Consider the following 22,339-nt stretch of genomic DNA (forward strand, 5'->3'; position numbering starts at 1 on the left):
ATGAGGGGCAAAAGTAAGTACTAAATTTGACACCGGGAAACCTTTCCCGTAATTCCATTGAACATCTTATGAGTCTCCCCTTGATTGATCTGCGCTCCGACACCGTCACGCGCCCCACTCCTGCCATGCTCGACGCTATGTTCCGCGCCAGCGTCGGCGACGATGTATATGATGAAGACCCTACGGTTCGGGCCCTGGAGGAGGAAGCTGCCAGCCGCTTCGGCCTCGAAGCGGGCCTTTTCTGCCCCTCCGGCACCATGACCAACCAAATTGCCATCAAAGCCCACACCGAGCCGCTCTCGGAAGTGGTGTGCGAGCAAACCTCGCACATCTACCTCTGGGAAGTGGGGGGCATTGCCTTCCACTCGGGGGCGTCGGTGGCGCTGCTGCCCGGCAACCGTGGCCGCCTCACCGCTGAGCAGGTAGAAGCCGCTATTCGGCCCGTAAACATCCACTACCCTACTACCAGCCTCATCTCCCTCGAAAACACCCACAACCGAGGCGGCGGCAGCTGCTACGAGCTGTCAGAAATTGAGAGTATTGCCGAAGTAGCCCAACGCCACAACATTCCGCTTCACCTCGATGGCGCCCGCGTGTTCAATGCCTTAGTGGCCACTGGCCAATCAGCCAAGGAATACGGCCGCTTGTTTGACACTATCTCCGTGTGCCTCTCTAAGGGCCTGGGTGCACCGGTGGGCTCTGTACTATTGGGCAGCAAGCAGTTCATCCAAAAAACCAAGCGTATCCGGAAGGTGATGGGCGGCGGTATGCGTCAGGCCGGCTACATTGCGGCGGCGGGCCTGTACGCGCTGGAAAACAACGTGGAGCGCCTCGCCGACGACCACGCCCGGGCTCAGCGCCTTGGCGCCACGCTGGCCACCCAGCCCTACGTAGCTACCGTACTACCCGTAGAAACCAACCTGGTGATCTTCAAGCTGGAAGACAGCATGCCCGCTGAGCAGTTCCTGGCCAAGCTGGAGGAGCAGGGCATCAAGGCCTCGTCCTTCGGTCCCCAGATGATTCGCTTCGTGACGCACCTAGACGTTGATGACGCCATGATTGAGCGAATTGAAGCCGCTCTTACTGATCTACAAGGGTAAAATTCCGCCTACTTTAGTGCCCCGGTCGCAGCCAGGTTCCTTGTCTTAAGGGGCTGCTGCGGGCGGGGCATTCGTGTGCGCTGGCTACGGCCGGTAAGCGTAGAGATGGCTACTGCTGCCTTTTGTTCGTACAGTTGTGCCAACCTCTTTTGTTCGTCCACCTACTTTAGCCGATGCAGCTATACAATACCTTCGCCATTTTGCTTGTTCTGGCCGCCTCCTTTGGCTACATCAACCACCGGTTCCTGCGGCTGCCCAGCACCATTGGGCTCATGATACTGGCGCTGGTGTCATCACTTATTACGGTTGGGCTTGGCAGAATGGGGGTAGAATGGGTGCTGACAGCCAGCCAGCTGTTGCGCGGCATTGACTTTCATACGGTACTCATGCAGGTGATGCTGAGCTTCCTGCTGTTTGCGGGCGCTATTCACGTCGATGTTCGGGCCCTGGGCGACCAACGCTTACCGGTGGCGGCCCTGGCTTCCGTTGGCATGCTTCTCTCAACGGTAATAGTAGCCAGCATCATGTACTACATTTTGCCGCTGTTTGGGCTTCCCATTGACTATATCTACTGCCTGCTGTTTGGAGCCCTTATCTCCCCCACCGACCCTATAGCCGTGCTCGGCATTCTGAAGGAAGCCCGCATTAGCAAATCACTGGAAATTAATATCGTAGGCGAGTCATTGTTCAATGACGGTATTGCCGTAGTAGTTTTCGTGAGCTTATTTCAGATTGCCCGCTTCGGGGCCGGCGAGGCTACCGTGGGGGCTGTGGGTGAGCTGTTTCTCCGGGAAGCACTGGGCGGCATGGCGCTGGGCGCAGTTATGGGGTACGCCACCTTCTGGGCCCTGCGCACCATTGATCACTACCAGGTAGAGGTGCTCATTACGCTGGCCCTGGTAATGGGCGGCACAGCCCTGGCTGCCGCCTTGCACACCTCGGGGCCGCTGGCCATTGTGGTGGCGGGCCTGATTGTGGGCGACAAGGGCCGTAGCCTGGGCATGTCTGACATCACCCGCGAGTATCTGGATAAGTTTTGGGAGATTCTGGATGAGATTTTAAATGCTGTGCTCTTCGTGCTGATTGGCCTGGAAATGCTGATACTGGATATCAACCGCACTATTCTGGTGGTGGGAGGCGTGGCTATTGTAGTGGTGCTACTGGCCCGTCTGGGCTCAGTAGCTCTGCCCTTAAGCCTACTGCGGAGCCGGTTTGAGTTTAACCGCCCTAATCTGCGGGTTCTAACCTGGGGTGGCCTACGCGGTGGTATTTCGGTAGCACTGGCCCTTTCTCTGCCCGACACCATGCCCCGCGACCTGATTGTGGGTATTACCTACGTGGTGGTGGTATTCAGTATAATTGTGCAGGGCCTCAGTATTGGGCCGCTGGTGAAAAAGCTGGGCCTTAGCACCGCAGCAGCTGAGGACGAACCCACTTCAGCTCATTAAGCCTCCTAACCTAGCCGCTTTCCTCCGGTCTGTATGTCGCTTCCTGCACCTGAGCTCACCGCTGCCCTACAGCACCTCTCGCAAGCCGACCCCGTGCTGGCCCGCCTGATAGCGCAAGGGCGGCTCATTCAACCCTCGGCCCACGAAGACCTGTATTTGGCGCTGCTGCGCGCCATTGTCAGTCAGCAAATATCTACCAAGGCCGCGGCCGCCATCTGGCGCAAGGTGCAGGCGCTGTTCCCGCCCGATGGCTACCCCGAGCCGGCGGCCCTGCTCCTGCTCACGGATGAGGACCTGCGCGCCGCTGGCATCTCACGCCAGAAGGCAGGCTACCTTCGCGCCATTGCCGACTTCGCCCAACGCGACCAGCTCGACCACGCCCACCTCAGCCAGCTTGATGCAGATGCGTTTACGGCCCACCTCACCCAAATAAAAGGCGTGGGCCGCTGGACGGCTCAAATGCTGCAGATGTTTGCCCTAGACCAACCCGATGTATTCCCGGAAGGCGACTTAGGCATTCAAAATGCCATGAAGCGCCACTATGGGCTAGAGGAAACTGGCCGTGCCTTGCTCAAGCGCATGACCGCCATCGCCGAAGCCTGGCGCCCGTACCGCACGGTTGCCAGCAAATACCTGTGGCAGTCACTGGACAATACACCGGCGGAGTAAGGCACTATACGCTAGGCCTCTCTGAACCAGCTTGGTCAGCATCTTTGGCTGCCTGGCGCTTTTGGTCTTGGTAGGTAACAATCATGGCCACGAAAATGGCCAGAAACGGGACACAAAGCCCAAACAGCATCCAGCGCCACAAGGAACGGTCGTTCATGTGAGCAATGTAGGCCGTGATTAGGGCAGAAAGCAGGCATGGCAAAAGCAGCCACCCCGCGAGATCGAGAAAATACATGGAGATGATTCGTGAAATGAACTGGGAGCTAGTGGTAGGCCGAGGGTATTTGGGGTAGCTGAGCCGCTAGCTTCCAGCCGGCTGGTTTGAGGTTGGCATAAAACCACGGCGCCCCGGCTGCCAGCCAGGCCGTCCGGAACAGTTGGGCCGTAACCACATTATAGTCGTCGATGCCAAACTGCGCGCCACAACAGGCGCAGCAGCTGTAATCGGGTGTGTGGCCATCCTCACCCCAAGGTGATACGTCGTAGTCGAGTCCGCATACCCGGCAATACCACATTTCCATTTTACAGGCAGTTTAAACAGTTACGCTAGGCCACTCCACTCTGGTTACCGCACCTTGCCCCGCTTTACCAGGTAGGCATACAGCACCTTATCAAACGGCTCCCGGATGTCTACGGGTACAAAATCAATCTTGAACTGACCGCAGCGCAAGGCTAGCTCATGCTCGTAGGCCTGCATGGCGGTGCGGTACTGCTCACGCACCTGACCGGGCTGCAGCTTAATGGTTTGCCCGGTTTCTACGTCCTCAAAAATGTAGGGCCGGTCCTGAAAGCTGAAGTCGGCCTCCGTGGCCCGGTCCATTACATGAAACAGTAGCACCTCGTGGTGCTGGTGGCGTAGGTGCTGCAGAGCGGCCAGCGCTTCCGTCTGTTCCTCAGGCGCCCGCCCCAGCATATCGGAAAACAACACCACCAGGGAGCGTTTCGGGATTTGCTGGGCAATCTGGTGAATCACGGTGGCTACATCTGTTTGGGCGCGGCGGGCGGGGGCGGGCCGCTCCAACAGCTGCTGCAGGGTAAGCAGCAGCGTGTGGCGGTGAGTGCTGGTAGAGCGCACCGGCGTTTGCAGTTCCACCTGATCAGCAAACGTAACCAGGCCTACAGCATCGCGCTGTTTTTGCAGCAAGGTGGTGATGGCGGCAGCGCACAGCACCGAGAACCGCAGCTTATCATAGCTGGGCGCGGGGTAATACATGCTGGGGCTCACATCCAGCAGCAAGTGGCAGCGCAGATTGGTTTCCTCCTCGTAACGCTTCACAAACAGTTTATCGGTACGGGCAAACACCTTCCAGTCGAGGTGGCGGGTGCTTTCGCCGGGGTTGTAGAGCCGGTGCTCCGAAAATTCTACCGAGAAACCGTGGTAGGGCGACTGGTGCAAACCTGTAATGAAACCCTCTACCAGCTGGCGAGCCAGAAATTCCAGGTTTTCAAAGGAGCGCACTGCGGCTAGGTCGAGCGGTTGGGCCATAAGCTGACGAAAGCAAGGTGAAGGAAGCAAGGTACAACACCTGCGGTACTCACTTGTGTAAGTAGAAAGGTAAGCGAAGAGTTCTATTATTCGATATAGACAAAACTTAATGCGTTTAGTTAAATTCCTTTTATTCTGACAAAACTCACGTGGTCTAGTTTTTTATGCCTTATATGTTCTTAAAACGTTTAATTCATGTATTTACAGCTAATTGGGTTAAAAAGCTGGTCTTTAAATTTTTATATCTGACGGCAAGCCACTATTTTGCGCTGCACTTTGAAAATCTTGGAATAACAAAACTTTATTGAAGGCCCTGTGGAAGATCGTCACGACCAGGAAGAAATTTACTCCCAACGCATTAAAGCCGGTAAGCGCACGTACTTTTTCGACGTGAAAGCTACCCGCGGTCAGGATTACTACCTGACTATTACGGAAAGCAAGCGTCGTCTGCGCGATGACGATACCTTCTCTTACGAGAAGCACAAGATCTTCCTTTACAAGGAAGACTTTTTGAAGTTTGTTGATGCCCTGCAGGATGCCGTTGACTTCGTGCGCGAAGAGCTGCTAACCCCAGAGGAAGTTGCCGAGCTTGACCGTCCGCGCCCCACGTACGATGGCGAAGGCTATTCAGCAAACCGTGCCGAGGAAACCTACTAACCCCTTTTATCCGGAAGCCTAGAGAAACACCTTTTACGCATCATCCTTTTTTCGCTTCCTAAAAGCGGCGTGCCTGGCCTAGTTCAGGTGCGCCGCTTTTGGCATTCTAGGCCAGTACCTAGCCCCTTGGCAAGGCTGTTTCACTACCTTAACCAGCCAAGCCCGCAGCCTAACTTCGGCCCCAATTTTTGAGGCACGAAGCAATTGTTCAAACCTTGCTGGGGAGAAATCAGCGCATGACTTATTTGCCTAATAGGTACGCATCAATGGCGCAGGCCTCGCCCGGAATCACACCAACCTACTGGCCTCACAGTAATGGCTTACGGCTAGGCTAGGTTAGGCCGTGTTTTCCCCAAAAAAGCCCCGTACCTTTGCGGCACGAATGGCGGCTCTGACGCTACTTCACCACTTCTCAACTTCTCAACTTCACTATATGGGTCTCCGCTGCGGTATCGTCGGCCTGCCGAACGTCGGCAAATCCACGCTGTTCAACGCTCTTTCAAACGCCAAGGCCGAGTCGGCCAACTACCCGTTCTGCACCATTGAGCCGAATGTGGGCGTAATTACCGTACCCGACGAGCGGCTTCAGATTCTGGAGCAGCTGGTGAACCCTAAGCGGGTACTGCCCACCATCATTGAGTTTGTGGATATTGCCGGCCTTGTAAAAGGCGCCAGCAAGGGCGAAGGCCTCGGCAACAAATTTCTGGCTAACATTCGGGAGGTTGATGCCATCATTCACGTAACCCGTTGTTTCGACGACCCCAACATCGTGCACGTGGCCGGCGGCGTTGACCCCGTATTTGATAAGGACGTTATCGACACGGAGCTGCAAATCAAAGACCTGGAGAGCATCGATAAGAAACTGGCCAAGTCGGAGCGCTCTGCCAAGGGTGGCGATGCCCAGGCCAAGAAGGAAGTGGCTGCTCTGCAGAAGTTTAAAGCCGCCCTCGAAGGAGGCCAAAACGCCCGCGCCGTGGAGGCCACGCCCGAGGAGCTGGAAGCCGTAGCTGACCTGCAGTTACTGACTATCAAGCCGGTTATTTACGTGGCTAACGTAGATGAGGCCAGCGCTACTACTGGCAACGCCCACACGCAAGCCCTGCAGGCGCATGTGGCTAAGGAAGGTGCTGAGGTAGTACTGGTATCGGCGGCCATTGAGTCGCAGATTGCGGAGATGGAAGACCCCGAGGAAAAGGAGATGTTCCTGGCCGAGTATGGCCTGAAAGAGTCGGGTCTGAACCGCCTGATTCGGGCTTCCTACTCCCTGCTCAACCTGATTACCTACTTCACGGCCGGCGTGCAGGAAGTACGCGCCTGGACTATTCACAAGGGCGACAAAGCTCCCGCCGCCGCTGGTGTTATCCATTCCGACTTCGAGAAGGGCTTCATCCGTGCTGAGGTTATCAAGCTAGCTGACTACCAGGAGTACAAGACCGAGGTAAAAATTAAGGAAGCCGGTAAAATGGCCGTGGAAGGCAAAGAATACGTGGTGCAGGACGGCGACATCATGCACTTCCGCTTCAACGTGTAGTTAAGCAAAACTTCACGCCCGTCATGCTGAGCTTGTCGAAGCATCTCTGCTGCAATGCTAATGATTAGTTTGGCGGTAGAGATGCTTCGACAAGCTCAGCATGACGTTCTTTTTAATACTGCAATAAGCCATTGGCTTTATGGATGTAAAGGACAGTAATGGCAACCTGCTCGCGGAAGGCGACTCGGTTACCGTCACCAAAGACCTGAAGGTAAAAGGCATGGCGCAGGCGCTCAAGCGCGGCACCATGATTAAGAACATTCGCCTCACTAATAGCCCCGCCGAGATTGAAGGCAAAGCTGGTGGTAGCATGCTAGTTATCAAAACTGAGTTTGTAAAGAAGGCCTAGGCCACTCCTACAGTTTCTCTGCAACGCCAGTGCCCCGGCCAGAATTCGGTCGGGGCACTGGCATTTATTGAGGCTGGAGCCTACGGCTAGCAGAACCTTAACCAGTAGCGCCGGGCATCGTAAGGGAAGCATTCCTCTAACTCCCTTGTTCCGCGTATGCCTAGTCTTTCCCTCACCCGTACCGTACAGGTGTTGGCCCTACTGGCGCTAAGCCTGCTGTTGCTATATGTTGGCCGGCTGTTTCTGGTGCCGCTGGTGTTTGCTGCCATCTTGGCGATGCTGCTGGCGCCGGTGGCCCGGCAGCTTGAACGTTGGGGAGCGGGCCGCATAGTATCGGGGCTGCTGTGCGTGCTGCTGCTGCTAGCCTTTATGGGCGGAATTTGCTGGGCCATTGGGGCTCAAGCAGCCAATATTTCTGAGCAGCTCCCTCAGATTCAGCAGAAGGTACAAGTGCTGCTACAACAGGCTCAGCACTGGATTCAGCAGCGCTTTGGTGTAGCCCCACGAGAGCAGATTCAGTTTGTGGAGGAGCAGGTGGCCAAGTTTGGGCAGTCGGCCAACCGCTACCTTACCACTTCGCTGAAAGGCGTGGCTGGTTTGCTGGGTGGCCTAGTACTGGTACTACTATACCTGTTTTTTATGCTGTGGGGGCGGCACAAGTTCCGGGAGTTTTTCCTGCGCCTTGCCCCATCGGAGCAACACCAGGAGGTAAATCAAATGCTCCAGGAGATTATGCGCGTGGGAGGACAATACTTAAGTGGCCGGCTGCTATCGGTATTGTTTCTGACGGTGGTGTATGGAGTGGGCTTTCTGGTTATCGGGCTGAAGAATGCGCTGCTCCTAGCCCTCATTGCGGCTCTGCCCACGCTGGTGCCCTACGTGGGTGCCTATGTAGGGGCTATTTTCCCCCTCATTATGGCTATGGTGGGCGGCTCTGCAGGGCAGTTGCTACCCACATTGGGCGTTATTCTGTTTGCGCAGGCTGTTGACAATAACGTTGTTGAGCCCTTGGTTATGGGCTCCCGACTAAACCTGAGTCCCATTTTCACCATTATAGCCGTGGTGCTAGGTGAGCTGCTGTGGGGCATTCCGGGAATGATTCTGTTTGAGCCCCTGACGGCCATACTGCGCATTGTGTGCAGCCATGTGCCTGCCCTGCACCCATATGCCTTCCTGCTGGCTGATGAGGCCCACACACCGCAGTGGATCAAGCGGGTAAAAAGCAAAAGCAAGCAGCTGTTGTAGCATGAACCTGACATGGCCTGCGTGTGCGCGCTACTGGTCCCTAACGCTACCGGACCCCGCCTGCGCAGCTGATTGCCTTGCAGACGGAGCCCGGATTTGCGGTTGATTACTCAATGCACTGGCCTAGCGCCCTACCACCTTAAATAGCTGTCCAGCCGTCATCTTATCGGTGGTTTTCATACCGTTCAGGATGCCCAGTTCTTCGTAGCGCTTTGAGGAAACCCCGTTGGCAGCCAAGGCGGAGGCCAACGTCTGGCCAGCTTTGGCGGTTTTAATTCGGATGCGCTCCGGCTGCTTGTTAAGCTTGCTGGCATCGGTAAGGCGGCGGAAGCCTTGGGCCACTCGCTGGAAAGTGCTGCCGTAGGTGTTTAGGGTACCGGGGCCGCACAGGCCTACGAGGGCATAGAGCGTTTGGCCATCCTGAATGATGTAAGAAAGTGTACTGGCCGTTACGCCCTGCTGGCCGGTTTGTTGGTCCTGGCCAACCTGGTCGCCCTGGATAACTACGGCCGGGAAGTTGTTGACAGTGGTTTTCTGGGCCTGCGCATTCTGCAGTTGCAACTGTTGCACCAGGGCCTGGGCGGTTTCATCCAATGACTTATTACCGGCTGGTAATAAGATCTGCACGGCCTTGCCATTAGGCTCGGCCATCTGAAACTGGCTGGGTGAGTTCTGCGACTTCCAGCCCTGGGGCACCGGAAACTGAAACTTTAGATCAGGGTGGTAGAATACGCTGTTCTCCACAAAACCCTCGCGGGGATTGTCGCCGTAGGGCAAGCCCTCAATCATGCGCAGGTACTGGTCGCGGTTTACGGCTAACTGGCGACCCGCTTGCTGCTCAGCCGTCACGGCCAGCTTTTTCACGCGCTGGTAACGGTCGGCGGAGTTGGGATGGGTTGATAAGAAGGTGGGCACGGTAGCAGCCCCGCTGCTCTGCTCAGTACGCTGCAAGGTCAGGAAGAAGTCGGCCATAGAAGCCGGGTCGTAGCCGATTTTGCTGGAATATTTCACGCCCAGGTTATCCGCTTCGTTTTCTGCATCGCGGCCATACTTAAGCAGCCCCAGGCCTACCACCTGCGAGGCTGGCTCAATTACCGAAGCCACTCGCTTAGAAAGAATAGAGCCCAGGATAAGCGCCCCGTTGGCAATGGTGGAACGGGTTTGCTGCTTCTGGCCGTGCCGGGCCGTGATATGTCCGATTTCGTGCCCCAACACACCACTGAACTGGGCCTCATTGTTGAAATGAGCCATAATGCCGCGGGTAAAGTACACGTGGCCATCGGGGGTAGCGAAGGCGTTAATTATCGGCGAATCAACAATAGTGAAGCCTTTCACGTCGGCAGGACGGTCAGATATCCGTCCCATTTGCATGCCCTTGCTGTCAATATAGCTTTGGAGCTTGGTGTTATTGAGCAGGCCAAACTGAGCAATCACCGATGGATCGGGTTGGGCCCCTTGTACGGGCAAAGTGGCGCGGGCAGGAGAAGCAGAGGACCGGTTTGCTGGCACAGAGCCACCCAGGGGCAAGAGAAGCACTAACATAGCGCCGGCGCGCACAGAATGAGAGAGAGTGGGTTTCATGGGAGAGAGCTAGGGAGTTTCACAATAGGTGTGATAAGCCTGCAACGCAGCACATCGGCCGTAAGGTTACGGCCACACACCTGTACCCAGGCGAAAGGCGTGCCATAATACGCTGTACTTCCCCGATGAGCACTGCACACCAGCTTTTGAAACCGCCTTTCTTCATCCACTTCGTGCCGGCACTTTGTGTAGTTATTCCCTGCACTTCCAGAGCGGCCAAGCTATTACTACAGCGGGCTGCCCGTACATTTTTGGAGCAACTCAGGGGCCTCGCTGCACCACATACAACAGCCCTGAGCCGCCAGCGGTGGCCTGGTATGCTTAAAACCAACTGGCAGCAGGCTACGCCTTGAGCCCGGTTTATGAAGCGCAACACTGGAAAAGCGGCCGCCAGATGAGCCAGCCGCTTTATAGAGACAGGCCTAGGGCTGGCGACTGTTTACATCCACCGTCTGATACCCAATCAGCAAATCGGCGCGGGTGCCGGGCGGGCGGTAGTACACCAGCAGGTCGTAGCGGTTTTCTGTTTCCTGGTGGCTGCCCTCCCAATACACGCTGTTTGGCCCCTGAGGAGTTTGTACGGCGTATATATAGTTGTAATAGCCCTGTTTCAACAGTGCGTGACCCGTATATTCCTGGGCCGCAGCATCGTAGGTGAGCTTGAACTCATCCTTGTATTGCCAATCGGTGAGGGCGCCCAGCACGTACACCGGGCCTGGGGCGGGTTGCTCGGCCCGCAGGTGAAAGCCCACAGTGAGATAGTCGCCGTTGGTGTCGCCGTTGCCATACTCGCGGCTTTCAATCACGCGCTGCCCGTTGATGTCGTCGTACTGGGAATAGCGCTGGCCGTTACGCGAGGTTTCGGGTAGCAGCTCAGCGGTGCGAGGCGTGGTGTTGGGGTCAATCTGGCCTACGCCCACGCCTTGTGAGCGGAACGTACGTAGATCAAAGAAGCGAAACTCACTGAGGCCGGGGAAGGTATTCTCAAAGTTGAAGTATTGATAATCAAGCTGACGCTCCGCTTCCCGCACAAACGTGGGGCGCAGGTTATACTTGGCATTATCCCAGCGGTAGTTCTGGCGCAGTACCACTTTCACCTCCTGTGAGGGGTTCACCAGCTGCATGTTGTAACGAATTCCGAAGTCGAGCTGCTGCAGGGTGTAGCGCTCCTGCCCCGCAACCGGAATGCCCTGCTTCAGGAACACCTGCACGCCGCCTTCATCATACACCAACACCCGCCGCGAGATGAGCGGGGTGCCACCGGGGCTGGTTACCACCCACAGGTAATTGCCGGATAGCTTCACCCGCGGCATCTGCAGGCGGTAGTGGTAGTAGGGCACTTTGGTTGCGTTAGAAACCCGGTAGTCGGTGATATTCTGCTCATTAATCTCGCTGAGAAACTGCATATCCGTCAGCACTGAGGCTTGCCAGTTAACATCGCAGTGCACCAGCTTGGCAGTGAGGCGGCCGCCCTGGCTACCAAGTACGTCAAACTCCAGCGTAACCGGCTGCCCCTGACCCAGCGAAATAACAGGCGGATTGAACACCTCGTTTACCTGGCCCGTGGGCACGTAGCACAGCACCGTCCGCACATTGGGGTCATAAATGGCATCTTCGTAGCGCAGGGTTTTGTCGGCGTAATACTCCGTACTGGCTCTCTGCCCCGGCGTAGCTGGCCTACGCGCGGCGTTGGGGTCGGTGATGGGGGTGCCCAGTGGCACGCAGGCAGTAGCCAGAAGCAGAAACGGGAAGGCGGGAAGTAGGCGCATAGTGCGAATGTACAGGAAGAAGTAATGTACGTGAACGAGAAGCCACACTACTCAGCTTCACTTACCACCTGGCAACAGGCTAATCTTAGCCTTTCCTAGTGGCACACCACCACCATCGGTTAGCTTGCAGCCCCCTGTTGTCACGTGGTGGTCATGAGATAAAGCGGAGATAAACCAACCCGTTTAAGTCCATTGGTTTATATGTATTTTCTTATTTCCTTTATCAGACAACGCATTCCTTTAAAACCCCACTACATGAAACCGTACCTTTTGTTCGTGCTCCTGCTTGGGTGTTATACTAGTTTGGCACAAGGCTTTCAGCGGGGAAGCAAAGTAGAAGTAGAGTGGAGTAGTGGCGCCTGGTATCCGGCTACCATTGTGGATGTCAGTGACAGCCAGTTTAAAGTACACCTTGATGGCGACGGCGCAAATACCAGCCGGGACCAATGGATATTTAAAACCAAGGGCATCATACGGTCTGCTAAAACAGCTGCCCGCCCCGCAACAGCTACTGCTACGCCTACTGCCACCGCAGCGGCTTCTAGGCCAGTAGCTACACCCGTAGCAGCGCAAAGGAAACAGCCTGCCAGCAGTAAACGGGTAGAGGTGAATGAGAGTGGCCACTGGTATAAAGCAACCGTGCTGGAGCAAAAAGGCGATTTATCCAGGGTTCATTTTGATGGCTACGGTAGCGCTGATGATAAATGGGTGCACCGCTCCTACATCCGCAGCCTCACCGAGAACGGCTCGGCCGTAACAGTTAACTGCTCGTTTACACCACCTCCTGGCACCTTTACTAATAGCTCGCCGGCATCAGATGCCTTGTTTAAAAAGGAGGTGTACGATTGGTATAACCGCCTGGCTAATGGCACCCTTACCCGCCCATCGCGCATAGGGGTGGTTTTTACTTACTTCAGTAGGGGTGCCGCTTACCAAAACACGGTAACGAACGTGCCCGGGCGTGGGGCAACCCGCAAACATGATGGCGCCCCAGCCAATGCCACGATATATCCCGTCAAGATGACCTTCCACGTTTGCGAGGATTACAATGGCACCATCAGCCAGAAACAGGTAAACAGCGACTTCAGCTTCTTCATTGACAGGGATGGCGCCTGGACTTGCTCCAAAGACAACTAAGCAGCTTTGGCTCAACAAATGCCTTGGCCGTACTGCGCAGGAATGCTACAAGGGTGTCAGGCCTCTAGCTAAATAGGCCTGGCGCCTTACGGATACACCTCGCGGGGGCGGTTTGCGGGGGCCGTACCAAACTCCCGGTTTGGCTGGGGGCCCATGGTTAGCTCCAGCGTGCCACCCGCCACAATATCACGGTGCAGCAGGTAGCTGTTGGGGTAGCTCTTGCCGTTTAGGCGCACCGACTGGATGTACTGGTTCTGGGGCTCATTGTGTTTGACGTCAATAACGAAGGTTTTGCCCTTGGGCAGCCGTAAGGTGGCTTTATCTACAATGGGGCTGCCCAGCACGTAGGCGCCACTGCTGGGGCTTACGGGGTAGAAACCCATAGCCGAAAGAATGTACCAGGCCGACATCTGCCCGCAGTCTTCGTTGCCGCTGATGCCGTCGGGCTTGTCTTTGTACATCTCGCGCAACACCTGGCGCACCTTCTCCGCCGTTTTCCACTGCTGCCCGGCGTAAGGGTACAGATACACGGTGGCGTGACTGGGCTCGTTGCCGTGGGCATACATGCCAATCAGGCCCGATATGTCGGGCGAGGCACTTTCGCCGAGGCTTCCCTGCACAATGAATAAGCTATCGAGCTTTTGCGTGAAAGCGGTGTCACTGCCGAACAGCCTGATCAGACCAGGCACGTCGTGGGGCACCAGCCAGGTGTACTGCCAGGCATTACCCTCCGTGTAATTGTTCTGGCGGTGAATAGACTGAATGGGGTTGAAAGGCAGCTGAAACTTGCCATCGGTAGTGAGGCCGCGCATAAAGCGGGTATGCGGGTCGAAGTATTTCTGGTAGTACTTCGCACGCGCACTGTACGTGGCATAGTCCTCTTGGCGACCCAGCTTTTTGGCTACCTGCGCAATGCTCCAGTCATCAATGGCGTACTCCATAGCCTTGGCCACCGACTCGCTTTCCTTGTCGGCCGGAATGAACCCCAGCTCCTTGAGGTAGCGCACACCCTGGTCGTTGCGAGTACTGGAAGCTTTCATGGCAGCCAGCACTTGGTTGCCATCAAGGCCAGGCGTGCCTTTCAGGTAGGCCTCTGCCAGGGCTGGCACGGCACTGTAGCCCACCATAGTATTGGTTTCGTTGCCCATCAGGTGCCAGATGGGCAGCTTGCCTTGCTGCTGCTGAATAGCCAGCATGGACTGCATCATATCCCCTACCCGCTCAGGTTGGGCCAGCAGAAACAGTGAGTGCGCCGTGCGGTACGTATCCCAGAGCGAGAAAGTAGTGTAGTTGACAAAGGGCGCTTTGGGATACACTTTCTTATCGGTACCGCGGTAGTCCCGGTTCACGTCATTAAACAAGGCCGGAGCAAAGAGCGCGTGGTACATGGCGGTGTAAAAAATGCGCCGTGCCGCTGGGTCGTGGGTTTCAATGGTTACTTTGCCCAGCTCACGGTTCCACTCCGCCTCGGCGGCGCGTTGCACCTTGGCAAAGTCCCACCCGGGCATTTCTGACTGAATGTTAGCCAGCGCATTCTGGCTGCTCACGGGCGAGATACCCACTTTTAAGAGGATGGTGCCCGGCGTTTTGGCAAAGCTAAACAGGCCCTTAATGGCGAGGCCTTGCCCTTTTTTGCCGGCCAGTGGCTGTGCCTCATTATACACGGCGAATTGCGGAATAGGCACCGACGTTTTAATGGCGAAGTACAGGCGCTGGTCGGTGGCCCACCCCTTTGAAAAACGGTAGCCCACGTAGGTTTGCGGGTCTATCTGTTCCAGGTAGGTTTCGGTGGCTGTATCATCTACGCCCTCTTTCAAATCAATGATGATGTGAGCCGGCTTGGCGCCAGCCGGGAAAGTGTACTTGTGCAGGCCTACACGAGCCGTGCTGGTTAGCTCCGCCCTAACCCCATAGTCATCAAGCGTAACGGCGTAATAGCCGGGCTTGGCCGTTTCTCGCTGGTGCGAAAACCGCGACAAATACCCCTGGTGAGGTGCCTGTTGCCGGCCCTTATCTGTTTGCACGGCTCCGGTGTAAGGCATAATGAGTACATCACCCAGGTCAGAAGCACCGGTGCCGCTCAGATGCGTGTGCGAAAAGCCCGTGATGAGACTGTCGGAGTAATGGTACCCTGAGCACCAGTCCCACCCTTTAAAAATGTTCTGTGGCCCCAGTTGCACCGCTCCAAATGGCACATTAGCCCCAAGAAATACGTGCCCATGACCGCCCGTACCAATCAGGGGGTCAACGTACGAGGTCAGGCTTTGGGCAGGTGCTGGCAGCGAACTACTTAGTAGGCAATAAGCCGTTAACAGAGCCCAACACCAGGAAACGACTCTAGAGGGCCAATGCAGGGAAAATGCAACCATAAGGAGCTATAGGAAGGAATAGATGGAAATAGCAGGTAGCAGCCAAACCACCAAGGCACTAGGCCTCTCAGTGGAAGAAGTTTTAGGTTAGCCGGAGCCAATAGACTGCTCCGCTCGGTAGCGCACCCAATATGCTAAAATGTTTAAGCTAATGTGAGATTATCAATATACTTACTCCATGTTTTCACTTTGTATGTCCGTGGCGCGTTCCTTTTCCCAGCTATTTTTACCCACCGCATGAACCGCAGATCTTTCATTCAGGGGGCTTCCCTGCTTACCGCCGGCGTGTTTTTCAAGCAGCATTCCTTTGCCAGCGCGGCCCCGGCATTCCCGGTTGTGCGCCCGGCGGCAGACAAGCGGCGCTTTCGAAGCCGCGCGGTGGAAGCAGCCATTGCAGAATTCAACAAGAAGGTGAAAGACCAGGAGCTCGGATGGCTCTTCGCTAACTGCTTTCCTAGCACCCTGGATACCACGGTTACGCACACCACCCTGCAGGGCCGCCCCGATACCTATGTTATCACGGGCGACATTGACGCCATGTGGCTACGCGACAGCTCAGCTCAGGTGTGGCCTTACCTGCAATTTGTGAACAAAGACCCGGCGCTGCGCCTACTGATTGCGGGGGTCATTAACCGGCAAACCCGCTGCATTATCAAAGACCCCTACGCTAACGCCTTTTATGGCGACGACACCAAAGTGGGCGAGTGGAAGTCGGATCTGACGAAAATGCAGCCGGGTGTGCACGAGCGCAAATGGGAAATCGACTCCCTGTGCTACCCCATCAGACTGGCCTACCACTACTGGAAAACCACCACCGACAAGGCCCCTTTTGATGCGCAATGGCAACAAGCTATCAAAACAACCCTGCGAACGTTTCAGGAGCAGCAGCGCAAGGAGGATCTCGGCCCTTACAAGTTTCAGCGCCAGACGGCCACCGCCACGGACACTCAGCCCATGAGCGGATATGGTTACCCGGTGCGCCCCGTGGGGCTCATCTGCTCCTCCTTTCGCCCCAGCGACGACGCTACTCTCTACTCCTTTCTGATTCCCAGTAACTTTTTTGCCGTAGTGAGCCTGCGCCAGGCCAGTGAGATGATGACCACCCTGGCTCAGGATGCTGCCACCGCCCAGGAGCTAACTGCCCTAGCCAACGAAGTAGAAGGGGCCCTACGGCAGCACGCTGTGGTGAAGCACCCCCAGCATGGCGACTTATACGCCTACGAGGTAGATGGCTTCGGCAGCCACGTGCTCATGGACGATGCCAACGTACCCAGCCTTGTATCGTTGCCCTATCTGGGCGCTCTGCCCGTTTCTGACCCCGTGTACCAAAACACGCGCCGCTTCCTGCTGTCTGCCAATAATCCTTTCTTTTTTACGGGTAGCGCCGCAGAGGGTATTGGAGGGCCGCACGTGGGACAAGACATGATTTGGCCGATTGCTATTACCACCCGCGGCCTCACCAGCACCACCGACGCCGAAATCAGGGCCTGCGTGCAGAGTCTGAAGGCTACCCACGCCGGCACGGGCTACATGCACGAGTCTTTTCATAAGAACGATGCCAGCAAATTTACCCGCTCGTGGTTTGCCTGGGCTAACACCATCTTTGGCGAGTTTCTGTGGAAAGTATACCAGGAGAAACCCCAACTGCTGGCCTAGATCAGGAGCTACTAGGCATTTGGGCTGCGCTCAGGCATAGTAGCCTCTTCGGCCGGCACCTACCTACAGCAAAAAGGCCACTGCTATGCGAAGCAGTGGCCTTTTTGCTGTTTATTTGGCAGCTTATACCAGCTCTTCCCAACGCTTGGTTTGGGTGGCCAGCTCCTTCTTCACCTGCTCAAATTTCAGTGTGGCGTCTTTAAGCTGAGCGGCATTGTTATAAGTGGCCGGGTCAGCGAGCTGAGCCTCATATTGGGCCAGCTCCTTCTCCAGGTTCTCAATGCGCGTTTCCACTTCCTGCAGCTCCCGTTTGTTTTTAGAAGAGCTACCGTTGCTGCTCTGCGCCACAGGCTCAGGCTTAGGCGCTGCTTTGGCAGCCGGTACGGGTGCGGCTAGGCCAGCTTTCTTGGCATTTTTCTCCCGGTCTTCCTGCCACTGCTCATACTCATTATAGGTGCCAGGATACTCCTTCAGCTGGTAATCTTCAATGTACCAGATCTTATTGGCCACATTCTCCACGAAATAGCGGTCGTGACTGATCACAATGTACGTGCCTTCATACTGATCCAGGGCCTGAATCAGGATGTTCACCGACTGCATATCCAGGTGGTTGGTCGGTTCGTCGAGGAGCAGGAAGTTGGCTTCCGAAATCAGCGTTTTGGCTAGAGCCACGCGGCTTTTCTCCCCCCCAGAAAGCACCTTGATTTTCTTGTATACCTCGTCGCCAGTGAACAGGAAAGAGCCCAGAACCGTGCGCAGCTCCATCTCGGTGCGCTTAGAGCCGGCTTCCACCATCTCCTGCAGAATCTCGTTATCGATGCGCAGGCTTTCCAGCTGGTGCTGGGCGTAGAACGACATAATTACGTTGTGGCCTAGCTGGTGGGTGCCTGAAGTAGGTGCCTCTGAGCCAGCCACCAACCGCATCAGCGTAGACTTACCCTTACCGTTAGCCCCGATGAGGGCAATTTTGTCGCCACGCTCAATGTGCACGTGTGTGTCGCGGAAGATAATTTTCTCGCCATACTTTTTGCCCACGTGCTCCATGCGCAGAATGTGGCGGCCCGGCGTCACGGTGAAATTGAACTTGATGTTCACTTTCGCGTCGTCGGCGGCTACGTCTTCGATGCGCTCCAGTTTATCCAAGGCCTTCACGCGGCTTTGGGCCTGCTTGGCTTTAGATGCCTTGGCCTTAAAACGCTCAATGAAACGCTCAGCCTGTCTGATCTGGGCCTGCTGGTTCTCAAATGCCCCTTTCTGAATGGCATTGCGCTCCTCCTTCTCTTCAAGGTAGTAGCTGTAGTTACCCGCGTAGGGCACCAGCTTGCCGCCAGTTACCTCTACCGTCGTGTTAGTAGTGCGGTCCAGGAACTCCCGGTCGTGCGATACAATGATAACAGCGCCTTCGTAGCCAGCCAGGTAGTTTTCAATCCACTTGATGGAGGGCAAGTCCAAGTGGTTAGTGGGCTCGTCGAGGAGGAGCAGCGAGGGTTGCTGAAGCAGAATTTTGGCCAACATCACGCGCATGCGCCAGCCACCCGAGAACAGCTTCAGGGGGCGCTGCAGCTCCTCAGTAGTGAAGCCCAGGCCTTCCAGAATCTCTTCGGTGCGGGCCTGCATGGTGTAGCCGCCCAGCGCCTCAAAGCGCTCCTGCAGATCGGCCAGCTTCTCTACCAGGTCATCGGTGTAGTTGGTTTCAAACTCCAGTAACACCTCGTCAATCTTCTTCTGAATATCCAGCGCCTCCCCAAAAGCCTGCATGGCCACAATCAGAATGGGCTCGTGCGAGTCATAGGAAAGCAAATCCTGGTTCAGGAAGCCCAGGCTCACATCCTTACTCATGGAGATGCTGCCCCCATCGGGCTTGTACTCGCCCACCAGAATGCGCAGCAGCGTGGATTTGCCCCGGCCATTTAGGCCAATAAGGCCTATTTTGTCCTTGGGCTTTATGTGCAGACTGGCTTTGTCGTAGAGCGTACGGGAGCCGAAATGAAAGTCGAGGTCAGTAATGGAAATCATCTACTATGCGCTATGAAGCCGCAAAGGTACGGGTTCTACGCACGACTATAACGGCCAAGCTATAGAATCCATTCCGGAAGTTCAGTGCTGCTGCCCAGAACTACTCTGCTGCCGCCTGCCCATACTTAGAGAGCACCTTACCCTGCTACTTTACAACTCTGCTGAATCCTAGAAATTACGTTCATGTATCCTCCGGCTTAACCCAAGCATTATGAACTGGCTCTTATCATATACCGGGAGCTATAATAACCTTACATAAAAGCGCTTACTGATGGCGGGCAGTTCCGTTAGGCTAGTGTAATCGTTCACTATTTTTAGCACTACGGCATGAAAAGCCATATTGACATATTCGTACTTAATCATCTAAACAGTTGATGATTTAGTAATCATTATACGCTTTATAGCAATTGCACTGTTTAGAAGTATTTATTTTTGATAAATCCATAATTAATATCTTTTACGTATAGCTTCACGAATTCTTCATAAACCCTTCCTGCCTTTTATGAAAAAAAGTTTACTCGGCTTTCTGCTCTGGATGGGCAGCTCAGTAGCCGCCTTCTCGCAAGCTTTCGTTGACTCGCATCTGCAGTCAGTAGTATCCACTACCACTTCCCTGCAGCAGGTTGTGGTAACCTTCCGTGGTGAAGGAGCACCCTCGGCTGCGCATCTGCAGTTGCTGCAGAGCTTAGGCATCACGCACGGCCGTACCATGCGTGCTCTGCCGGTAGCGGGTGTATTGGCTACCCCATCTCAGGTTAAAGCTCTGGCCGCTGATCCGGCAGTAGTATCTGTGTACCTAAACCGCTCGCTGCAGCGCGATAATGATGGAGCTACCGCGCTTACCGGAGCGCAGCGCGTGCGTTTAGAGCCCGTATTCACTCAGCGTAATGGCGGCATCCCGGTATCGGGGAAGGGCATTGGCGTGTTGGTAAACGACAGCGGTATTGATGGCACCCACCCCGATCTGAAGCTAGGTCAGAACCTGAAGCAAAACGTACTGGGTACTACCAACCTCAATGCGCAGGACCCCATGCTGCCCATTACTTACGTGGAGGATGTACCCAATACTGACCAGACCGGCGGACACGGCACGCACGTGGCAGGTATTGTGGGAGCTACTGGAGCAGCCTCAAACGGCAAGTACGCGGGCGTAGCGCCCGGCGCCGACCTCATTGGCTATGGCACCGGCGCAGGGTTGTTCATTCTGGATGTGGTGGGAGCATTTGACTATGCCTTGGTACACCAGTTCCAGTACAACATCCGGGTAATTACCAACTCGTTTGGTACTACCTCTGACATTGCTACCGACGTTAACCCCGCCGACCCCATTACCATTGCCACTAAGCGCTGTGTTGACCGCAACATGGTGGTAGTATTCTCAGCCGGCAACTCGGGGGCGGGTTCGGGCACCATTACCGGCAACTACAAGAAAGCCCCCTGGGTAATCTGCGTAGCCAACGCCGACAAAGCAGGCGTGCTGGCTCCTTCTTCCTCCCGCGGCCGCAAGGGCGTAAACGGCACCGTTACCGTTGATGGCCAAACCTACCCATGGCGCGATGAGCCCACCGTAACGGCTCCGGGCACAGATATTGTTTCTACGCGCACTATTTCCCCGGTAGGCGTGCTAAGCACCCAGCAAGATGCGGAAAGCATTGAGCCTGCTTATCTACCTTTCTATACTACCCTCACCGGCACCTCCATGGCTGCCCCCCACGTGGCAGGCATTGTGGCGCTTATGCTGGATGCCAACCCTAGCCTGACGCCTTATCAGGTTAAAACTATTTTGCAGGAAACTACCACTAACCTACCCAACCGGGAGTCGTGGGAAGTGGGAAGTGGCATGGCCAACGCCTACGCCGCCGTTGACCGGGCCTACCGCCAGGCCGGCTACGGCCCAACCGTAAATGCTACGCGTGCTTTCCTTAGCAGCGTGAATACGGCCGTTAGCAGCTCTCCTTTTACTATCAACTTTAACCCCGCTACCACTGCCAGTAACAGCAGCACCTTCACGGTGCCTGCCGGCACCTCCTCGCTGGAGGTAAGCTGCAAGGTGTCCGGGGTGCTAGGCGAAACCGGCAACCCTGTTAACTTGGTGGTGCTTTCTCCTAGCGGCAAGCGGTATGCCTCGGGTATATCGGTATTGTTTGCACTCAGCCCTGGCCGTGCCGTAGCGGTAGCAGGCCCTGAAGCCGGCACCTGGACGGTTCGCCTCGATGGCTTGCAGGGCGTTGCTATACCCGAAACGGTAAATGGCACCATTGCACTGAATCAGTCACAGGGCACGAGTGGCCTAGGCGATGTAGCCACGCACCCCGCGAAGGCTTCCATTGAGATGGCCATCAGCAAGCGCCTGATGGATGGCCTGGCCACGGGCTTTAAGCCCGATCAGAACCTGACGCGCCTGCAGCTGGCCGATTACCTGCTCATGGGGCAGGCCATCCGGCAGTACCTGCCCCTCACGGGGGCGGCTCCCTTCGGCGACGTGAGTGCCGCCGAGCAGCTGTTGGCTACATCCGTCACGGCTCAGGGCGCCGCCCTCCGCGACCGTAACTACTCCCAAAACGGGGTGATGCAGGAAGTAGCCCCAGGGTCTTTTGGTCCTAAACAGGCCGTAACGCGAGCTAGCCTCACCTACTCCCTGGTGCAGAGCCTGGGCCTTCAGAATAAAGCCCAGCAAACTTCCGGCCCCGTAACGGTACTGGTTGATGGCAAGCGCCTACCCATTGACGATGCAGCCCAGATTCCGGTTGGCCTTTCCGGCTACGTGCAGGTAGCCCTCGACATGAACATCATCAACGCTTACTACACGCTGACCCAGGGGCCCTACGATCTGCAGCCTACCCTGCATGCTTCGTTTAAGCCTAACCAAGTTGTGAAGCGCGCTGATTTTGCCGTGATTGTAACCCGCACCCATGAGCAGTGGAACGCAGCTCCGGCCGATGTGGCTGCGCAGTCCTCTTCTGCTGCTACGCTGGCTGGTGCTACCTCTGCTCAGCCAGTAGAAACTGCCGCCTTTGTAGCACCTAACCCCTTGGTTGGCCAAGCCGTTCTCAACTACCACCTCTCGCAGGATGGCCCCGTAAATCTGGCTCTTTATGATATGATGGGCCGCAAGGTTCAAACCCTCGTGCAGACGGAGCAACACGCTGGCCGGCACGAGCAGGTGATTGAAGGAGCCAAGCTCCCTGCAGGCACCTACCTGTTTAAATTGCAGTCTGGCAAACAAACACAAACTGGCCGCCTGGTAGTTACTCACTAAGCAAGCTACCTCTTGTAAGCTTCAACAAAAAGCCCCGCTCAGTGAGCGGGGCTTTTTGTTGAAGCTT

Annotated in this window: 17 protein-coding genes; 10 read left to right on the forward strand and 7 right to left on the reverse strand. The window is 55.8% G+C overall.

Annotation, left to right across the window (positions count from 1 at the left end):
• Positions 1–68: 68 nt before the first annotated feature.
• The 3 genes from HMJ29_RS00280 (at position 69) to HMJ29_RS00290 (ending at position 3,217) form a co-directional block, all read left to right on the forward strand.
• Complete coding sequence (locus tag HMJ29_RS00280; protein ID WP_171589599.1) at positions 69–1,100, forward strand: threonine aldolase family protein; 1,032 nt, start codon at positions 69–71, stop codon at positions 1,098–1,100.
• A 173-nt stretch (positions 1,101–1,273) separates the two neighbouring features.
• Positions 1,274–2,548, forward strand: coding sequence for a cation:proton antiporter (locus tag HMJ29_RS00285; RefSeq protein WP_171589600.1), 1,275 nt, complete (start codon positions 1,274–1,276; stop codon positions 2,546–2,548).
• A 33-nt stretch (positions 2,549–2,581) separates the two neighbouring features.
• Positions 2,582–3,217 carry a DNA-3-methyladenine glycosylase family protein gene (locus HMJ29_RS00290; protein WP_171589601.1) on the forward strand — a complete coding sequence of 212 codons (636 nt, stop codon included), beginning with the start codon at positions 2,582–2,584 and terminating at the stop codon, positions 3,215–3,217.
• A gap of 4 nt (positions 3,218–3,221) precedes the next feature.
• Here the strand turns inward: HMJ29_RS00290 and HMJ29_RS00295 are convergent, their stop codons facing one another.
• The 3 genes from HMJ29_RS00295 to HMJ29_RS00305 are packed head-to-tail and all read right to left on the reverse strand — an operon-like array spanning position 3,222 to position 4,703.
• Positions 3,222–3,452, reverse strand: coding sequence for a hypothetical protein (locus HMJ29_RS00295; protein ID WP_171589602.1), 231 nt, complete (start codon positions 3,450–3,452; stop codon positions 3,222–3,224).
• A 28-nt stretch (positions 3,453–3,480) separates the two neighbouring features.
• Positions 3,481–3,738 carry a hypothetical protein gene (locus HMJ29_RS00300; RefSeq protein WP_171589603.1) on the reverse strand — a complete coding sequence of 86 codons (258 nt, stop codon included), beginning with the start codon at positions 3,736–3,738 and terminating at the stop codon, positions 3,481–3,483.
• A gap of 44 nt (positions 3,739–3,782) precedes the next feature.
• Positions 3,783–4,703 (reverse strand): DUF58 domain-containing protein, encoded by a 921-nt coding sequence (locus HMJ29_RS00305; protein WP_171589604.1) that lies wholly within the window; start codon positions 4,701–4,703, stop codon positions 3,783–3,785.
• Positions 4,704–5,018: 315 nt separating this feature from the next.
• On the opposite strand from HMJ29_RS00305, the gene HMJ29_RS00310 reads away from it, so the two are divergent.
• The 4 genes from HMJ29_RS00310 (at position 5,019) to HMJ29_RS00325 (ending at position 8,485) form a co-directional block, all read left to right on the forward strand.
• Positions 5,019–5,360 carry a DUF3276 family protein gene (locus HMJ29_RS00310; RefSeq protein WP_171589605.1) on the forward strand — a complete coding sequence of 114 codons (342 nt, stop codon included), beginning with the start codon at positions 5,019–5,021 and terminating at the stop codon, positions 5,358–5,360.
• Between the two features lie 433 nt (positions 5,361–5,793).
• Positions 5,794–6,891: a redox-regulated ATPase YchF gene (gene ychF / locus HMJ29_RS00315; protein ID WP_171589606.1), complete on the forward strand. Its 1,098-nt coding sequence runs from the start codon at positions 5,794–5,796 to the stop codon at positions 6,889–6,891.
• 139 nt (positions 6,892–7,030) lie between these two features.
• Positions 7,031–7,240 carry an alkylphosphonate utilization protein gene (locus tag HMJ29_RS00320; protein WP_171589607.1) on the forward strand — a complete coding sequence of 70 codons (210 nt, stop codon included), beginning with the start codon at positions 7,031–7,033 and terminating at the stop codon, positions 7,238–7,240.
• Positions 7,241–7,396: 156 nt separating this feature from the next.
• A complete protein-coding gene (locus HMJ29_RS00325; RefSeq protein WP_171589608.1) occupies positions 7,397–8,485 on the forward strand; it encodes an AI-2E family transporter in 1,089 nt (362 codons plus the stop codon).
• Positions 8,486–8,608: 123 nt separating this feature from the next.
• Here HMJ29_RS00325 and HMJ29_RS00330 read toward each other — a convergent pair whose 3' ends face one another.
• Together HMJ29_RS00330 and HMJ29_RS00335 are read right to left on the reverse strand one after the other, a co-directional pair.
• Positions 8,609–10,066, reverse strand: coding sequence for a M48 family metalloprotease (locus HMJ29_RS00330; protein ID WP_171589609.1), 1,458 nt, complete (start codon positions 10,064–10,066; stop codon positions 8,609–8,611).
• A gap of 422 nt (positions 10,067–10,488) precedes the next feature.
• Positions 10,489–11,835, reverse strand: a complete 1,347-nt coding sequence (locus tag HMJ29_RS00335; protein WP_171589610.1) for a type IX secretion system plug protein — start codon at positions 11,833–11,835, stop codon at positions 10,489–10,491.
• Positions 11,836–12,090: 255 nt separating this feature from the next.
• Between HMJ29_RS00335 and HMJ29_RS00340 the strand changes: the two genes are divergently transcribed.
• A complete protein-coding gene (locus HMJ29_RS00340) occupies positions 12,091–12,972 on the forward strand; it encodes an agenet domain-containing protein (protein WP_171589611.1) in 882 nt (293 codons plus the stop codon).
• Between the two features lie 86 nt (positions 12,973–13,058).
• Here the strand turns inward: HMJ29_RS00340 and HMJ29_RS00345 are convergent, their stop codons facing one another.
• The gene (locus HMJ29_RS00345; RefSeq protein ID WP_171589612.1) at positions 13,059–15,341 is read right to left on the reverse strand and encodes a GH92 family glycosyl hydrolase; all 2,283 of its coding nucleotides are present in this window, start codon (positions 15,339–15,341) and stop codon (positions 13,059–13,061) included.
• Positions 15,342–15,578: 237 nt separating this feature from the next.
• Between HMJ29_RS00345 and HMJ29_RS00350 the strand changes: the two genes are divergently transcribed.
• A complete protein-coding gene (locus HMJ29_RS00350) occupies positions 15,579–16,997 on the forward strand; it encodes a glycoside hydrolase family 125 protein (RefSeq protein ID WP_171589613.1) in 1,419 nt (472 codons plus the stop codon).
• A gap of 123 nt (positions 16,998–17,120) precedes the next feature.
• Here the strand turns inward: HMJ29_RS00350 and abc-f are convergent, their stop codons facing one another.
• Positions 17,121–19,013 carry a ribosomal protection-like ABC-F family protein gene (abc-f, locus tag HMJ29_RS00355; protein ID WP_171589614.1) on the reverse strand — a complete coding sequence of 631 codons (1,893 nt, stop codon included), beginning with the start codon at positions 19,011–19,013 and terminating at the stop codon, positions 17,121–17,123.
• 502 nt (positions 19,014–19,515) lie between these two features.
• On the opposite strand from abc-f, the gene HMJ29_RS00360 reads away from it, so the two are divergent.
• A complete protein-coding gene (locus HMJ29_RS00360) occupies positions 19,516–22,272 on the forward strand; it encodes a S8 family peptidase (protein ID WP_171589615.1) in 2,757 nt (918 codons plus the stop codon).
• Positions 22,273–22,339 lie beyond the last annotated feature (67 nt).

Source organism: Hymenobacter taeanensis, from assembly GCF_013137895.1.
In the GTDB taxonomy this organism is placed as follows: Bacteria; Bacteroidota; Bacteroidia; order Cytophagales; family Hymenobacteraceae; genus Hymenobacter; species Hymenobacter taeanensis.

Coding starts and splice junctions, on each gene's coding strand:
- HMJ29_RS00320 (WP_171589607.1), top strand. CDS start 7,031: ATGGATGTAAAGGACAGTAATGGCAACCTGCTCGCGGAAGGCGACTCG.
- HMJ29_RS00360 (WP_171589615.1), top strand. CDS start 19,516: ATGAAAAAAAGTTTACTCGGCTTTCTGCTCTGGATGGGCAGCTCAGTA.
- HMJ29_RS00350 (WP_171589613.1), top strand. CDS start 15,579: ATGAACCGCAGATCTTTCATTCAGGGGGCTTCCCTGCTTACCGCCGGC.
- HMJ29_RS00290 (WP_171589601.1), top strand. CDS start 2,582: ATGTCGCTTCCTGCACCTGAGCTCACCGCTGCCCTACAGCACCTCTCG.
- abc-f (WP_171589614.1), bottom strand. CDS start 19,013: ATGATTTCCATTACTGACCTCGACTTTCATTTCGGCTCCCGTACGCTC.
- HMJ29_RS00345 (WP_171589612.1), bottom strand. CDS start 15,341: ATGGTTGCATTTTCCCTGCATTGGCCCTCTAGAGTCGTTTCCTGGTGT.
- HMJ29_RS00325 (WP_171589608.1), top strand. CDS start 7,397: ATGCCTAGTCTTTCCCTCACCCGTACCGTACAGGTGTTGGCCCTACTG.
- HMJ29_RS00330 (WP_171589609.1), bottom strand. CDS start 10,066: ATGAAACCCACTCTCTCTCATTCTGTGCGCGCCGGCGCTATGTTAGTG.
- ychF (WP_171589606.1), top strand. CDS start 5,794: ATGGGTCTCCGCTGCGGTATCGTCGGCCTGCCGAACGTCGGCAAATCC.
- HMJ29_RS00335 (WP_171589610.1), bottom strand. CDS start 11,835: ATGCGCCTACTTCCCGCCTTCCCGTTTCTGCTTCTGGCTACTGCCTGC.
- HMJ29_RS00285 (WP_171589600.1), top strand. CDS start 1,274: ATGCAGCTATACAATACCTTCGCCATTTTGCTTGTTCTGGCCGCCTCC.
- HMJ29_RS00295 (WP_171589602.1), bottom strand. CDS start 3,452: ATGTATTTTCTCGATCTCGCGGGGTGGCTGCTTTTGCCATGCCTGCTT.
- HMJ29_RS00340 (WP_171589611.1), top strand. CDS start 12,091: ATGAAACCGTACCTTTTGTTCGTGCTCCTGCTTGGGTGTTATACTAGT.
- HMJ29_RS00300 (WP_171589603.1), bottom strand. CDS start 3,738: ATGGAAATGTGGTATTGCCGGGTATGCGGACTCGACTACGACGTATCA.
- HMJ29_RS00280 (WP_171589599.1), top strand. CDS start 69: ATGAGTCTCCCCTTGATTGATCTGCGCTCCGACACCGTCACGCGCCCC.
- HMJ29_RS00305 (WP_171589604.1), bottom strand. CDS start 4,703: ATGGCCCAACCGCTCGACCTAGCCGCAGTGCGCTCCTTTGAAAACCTG.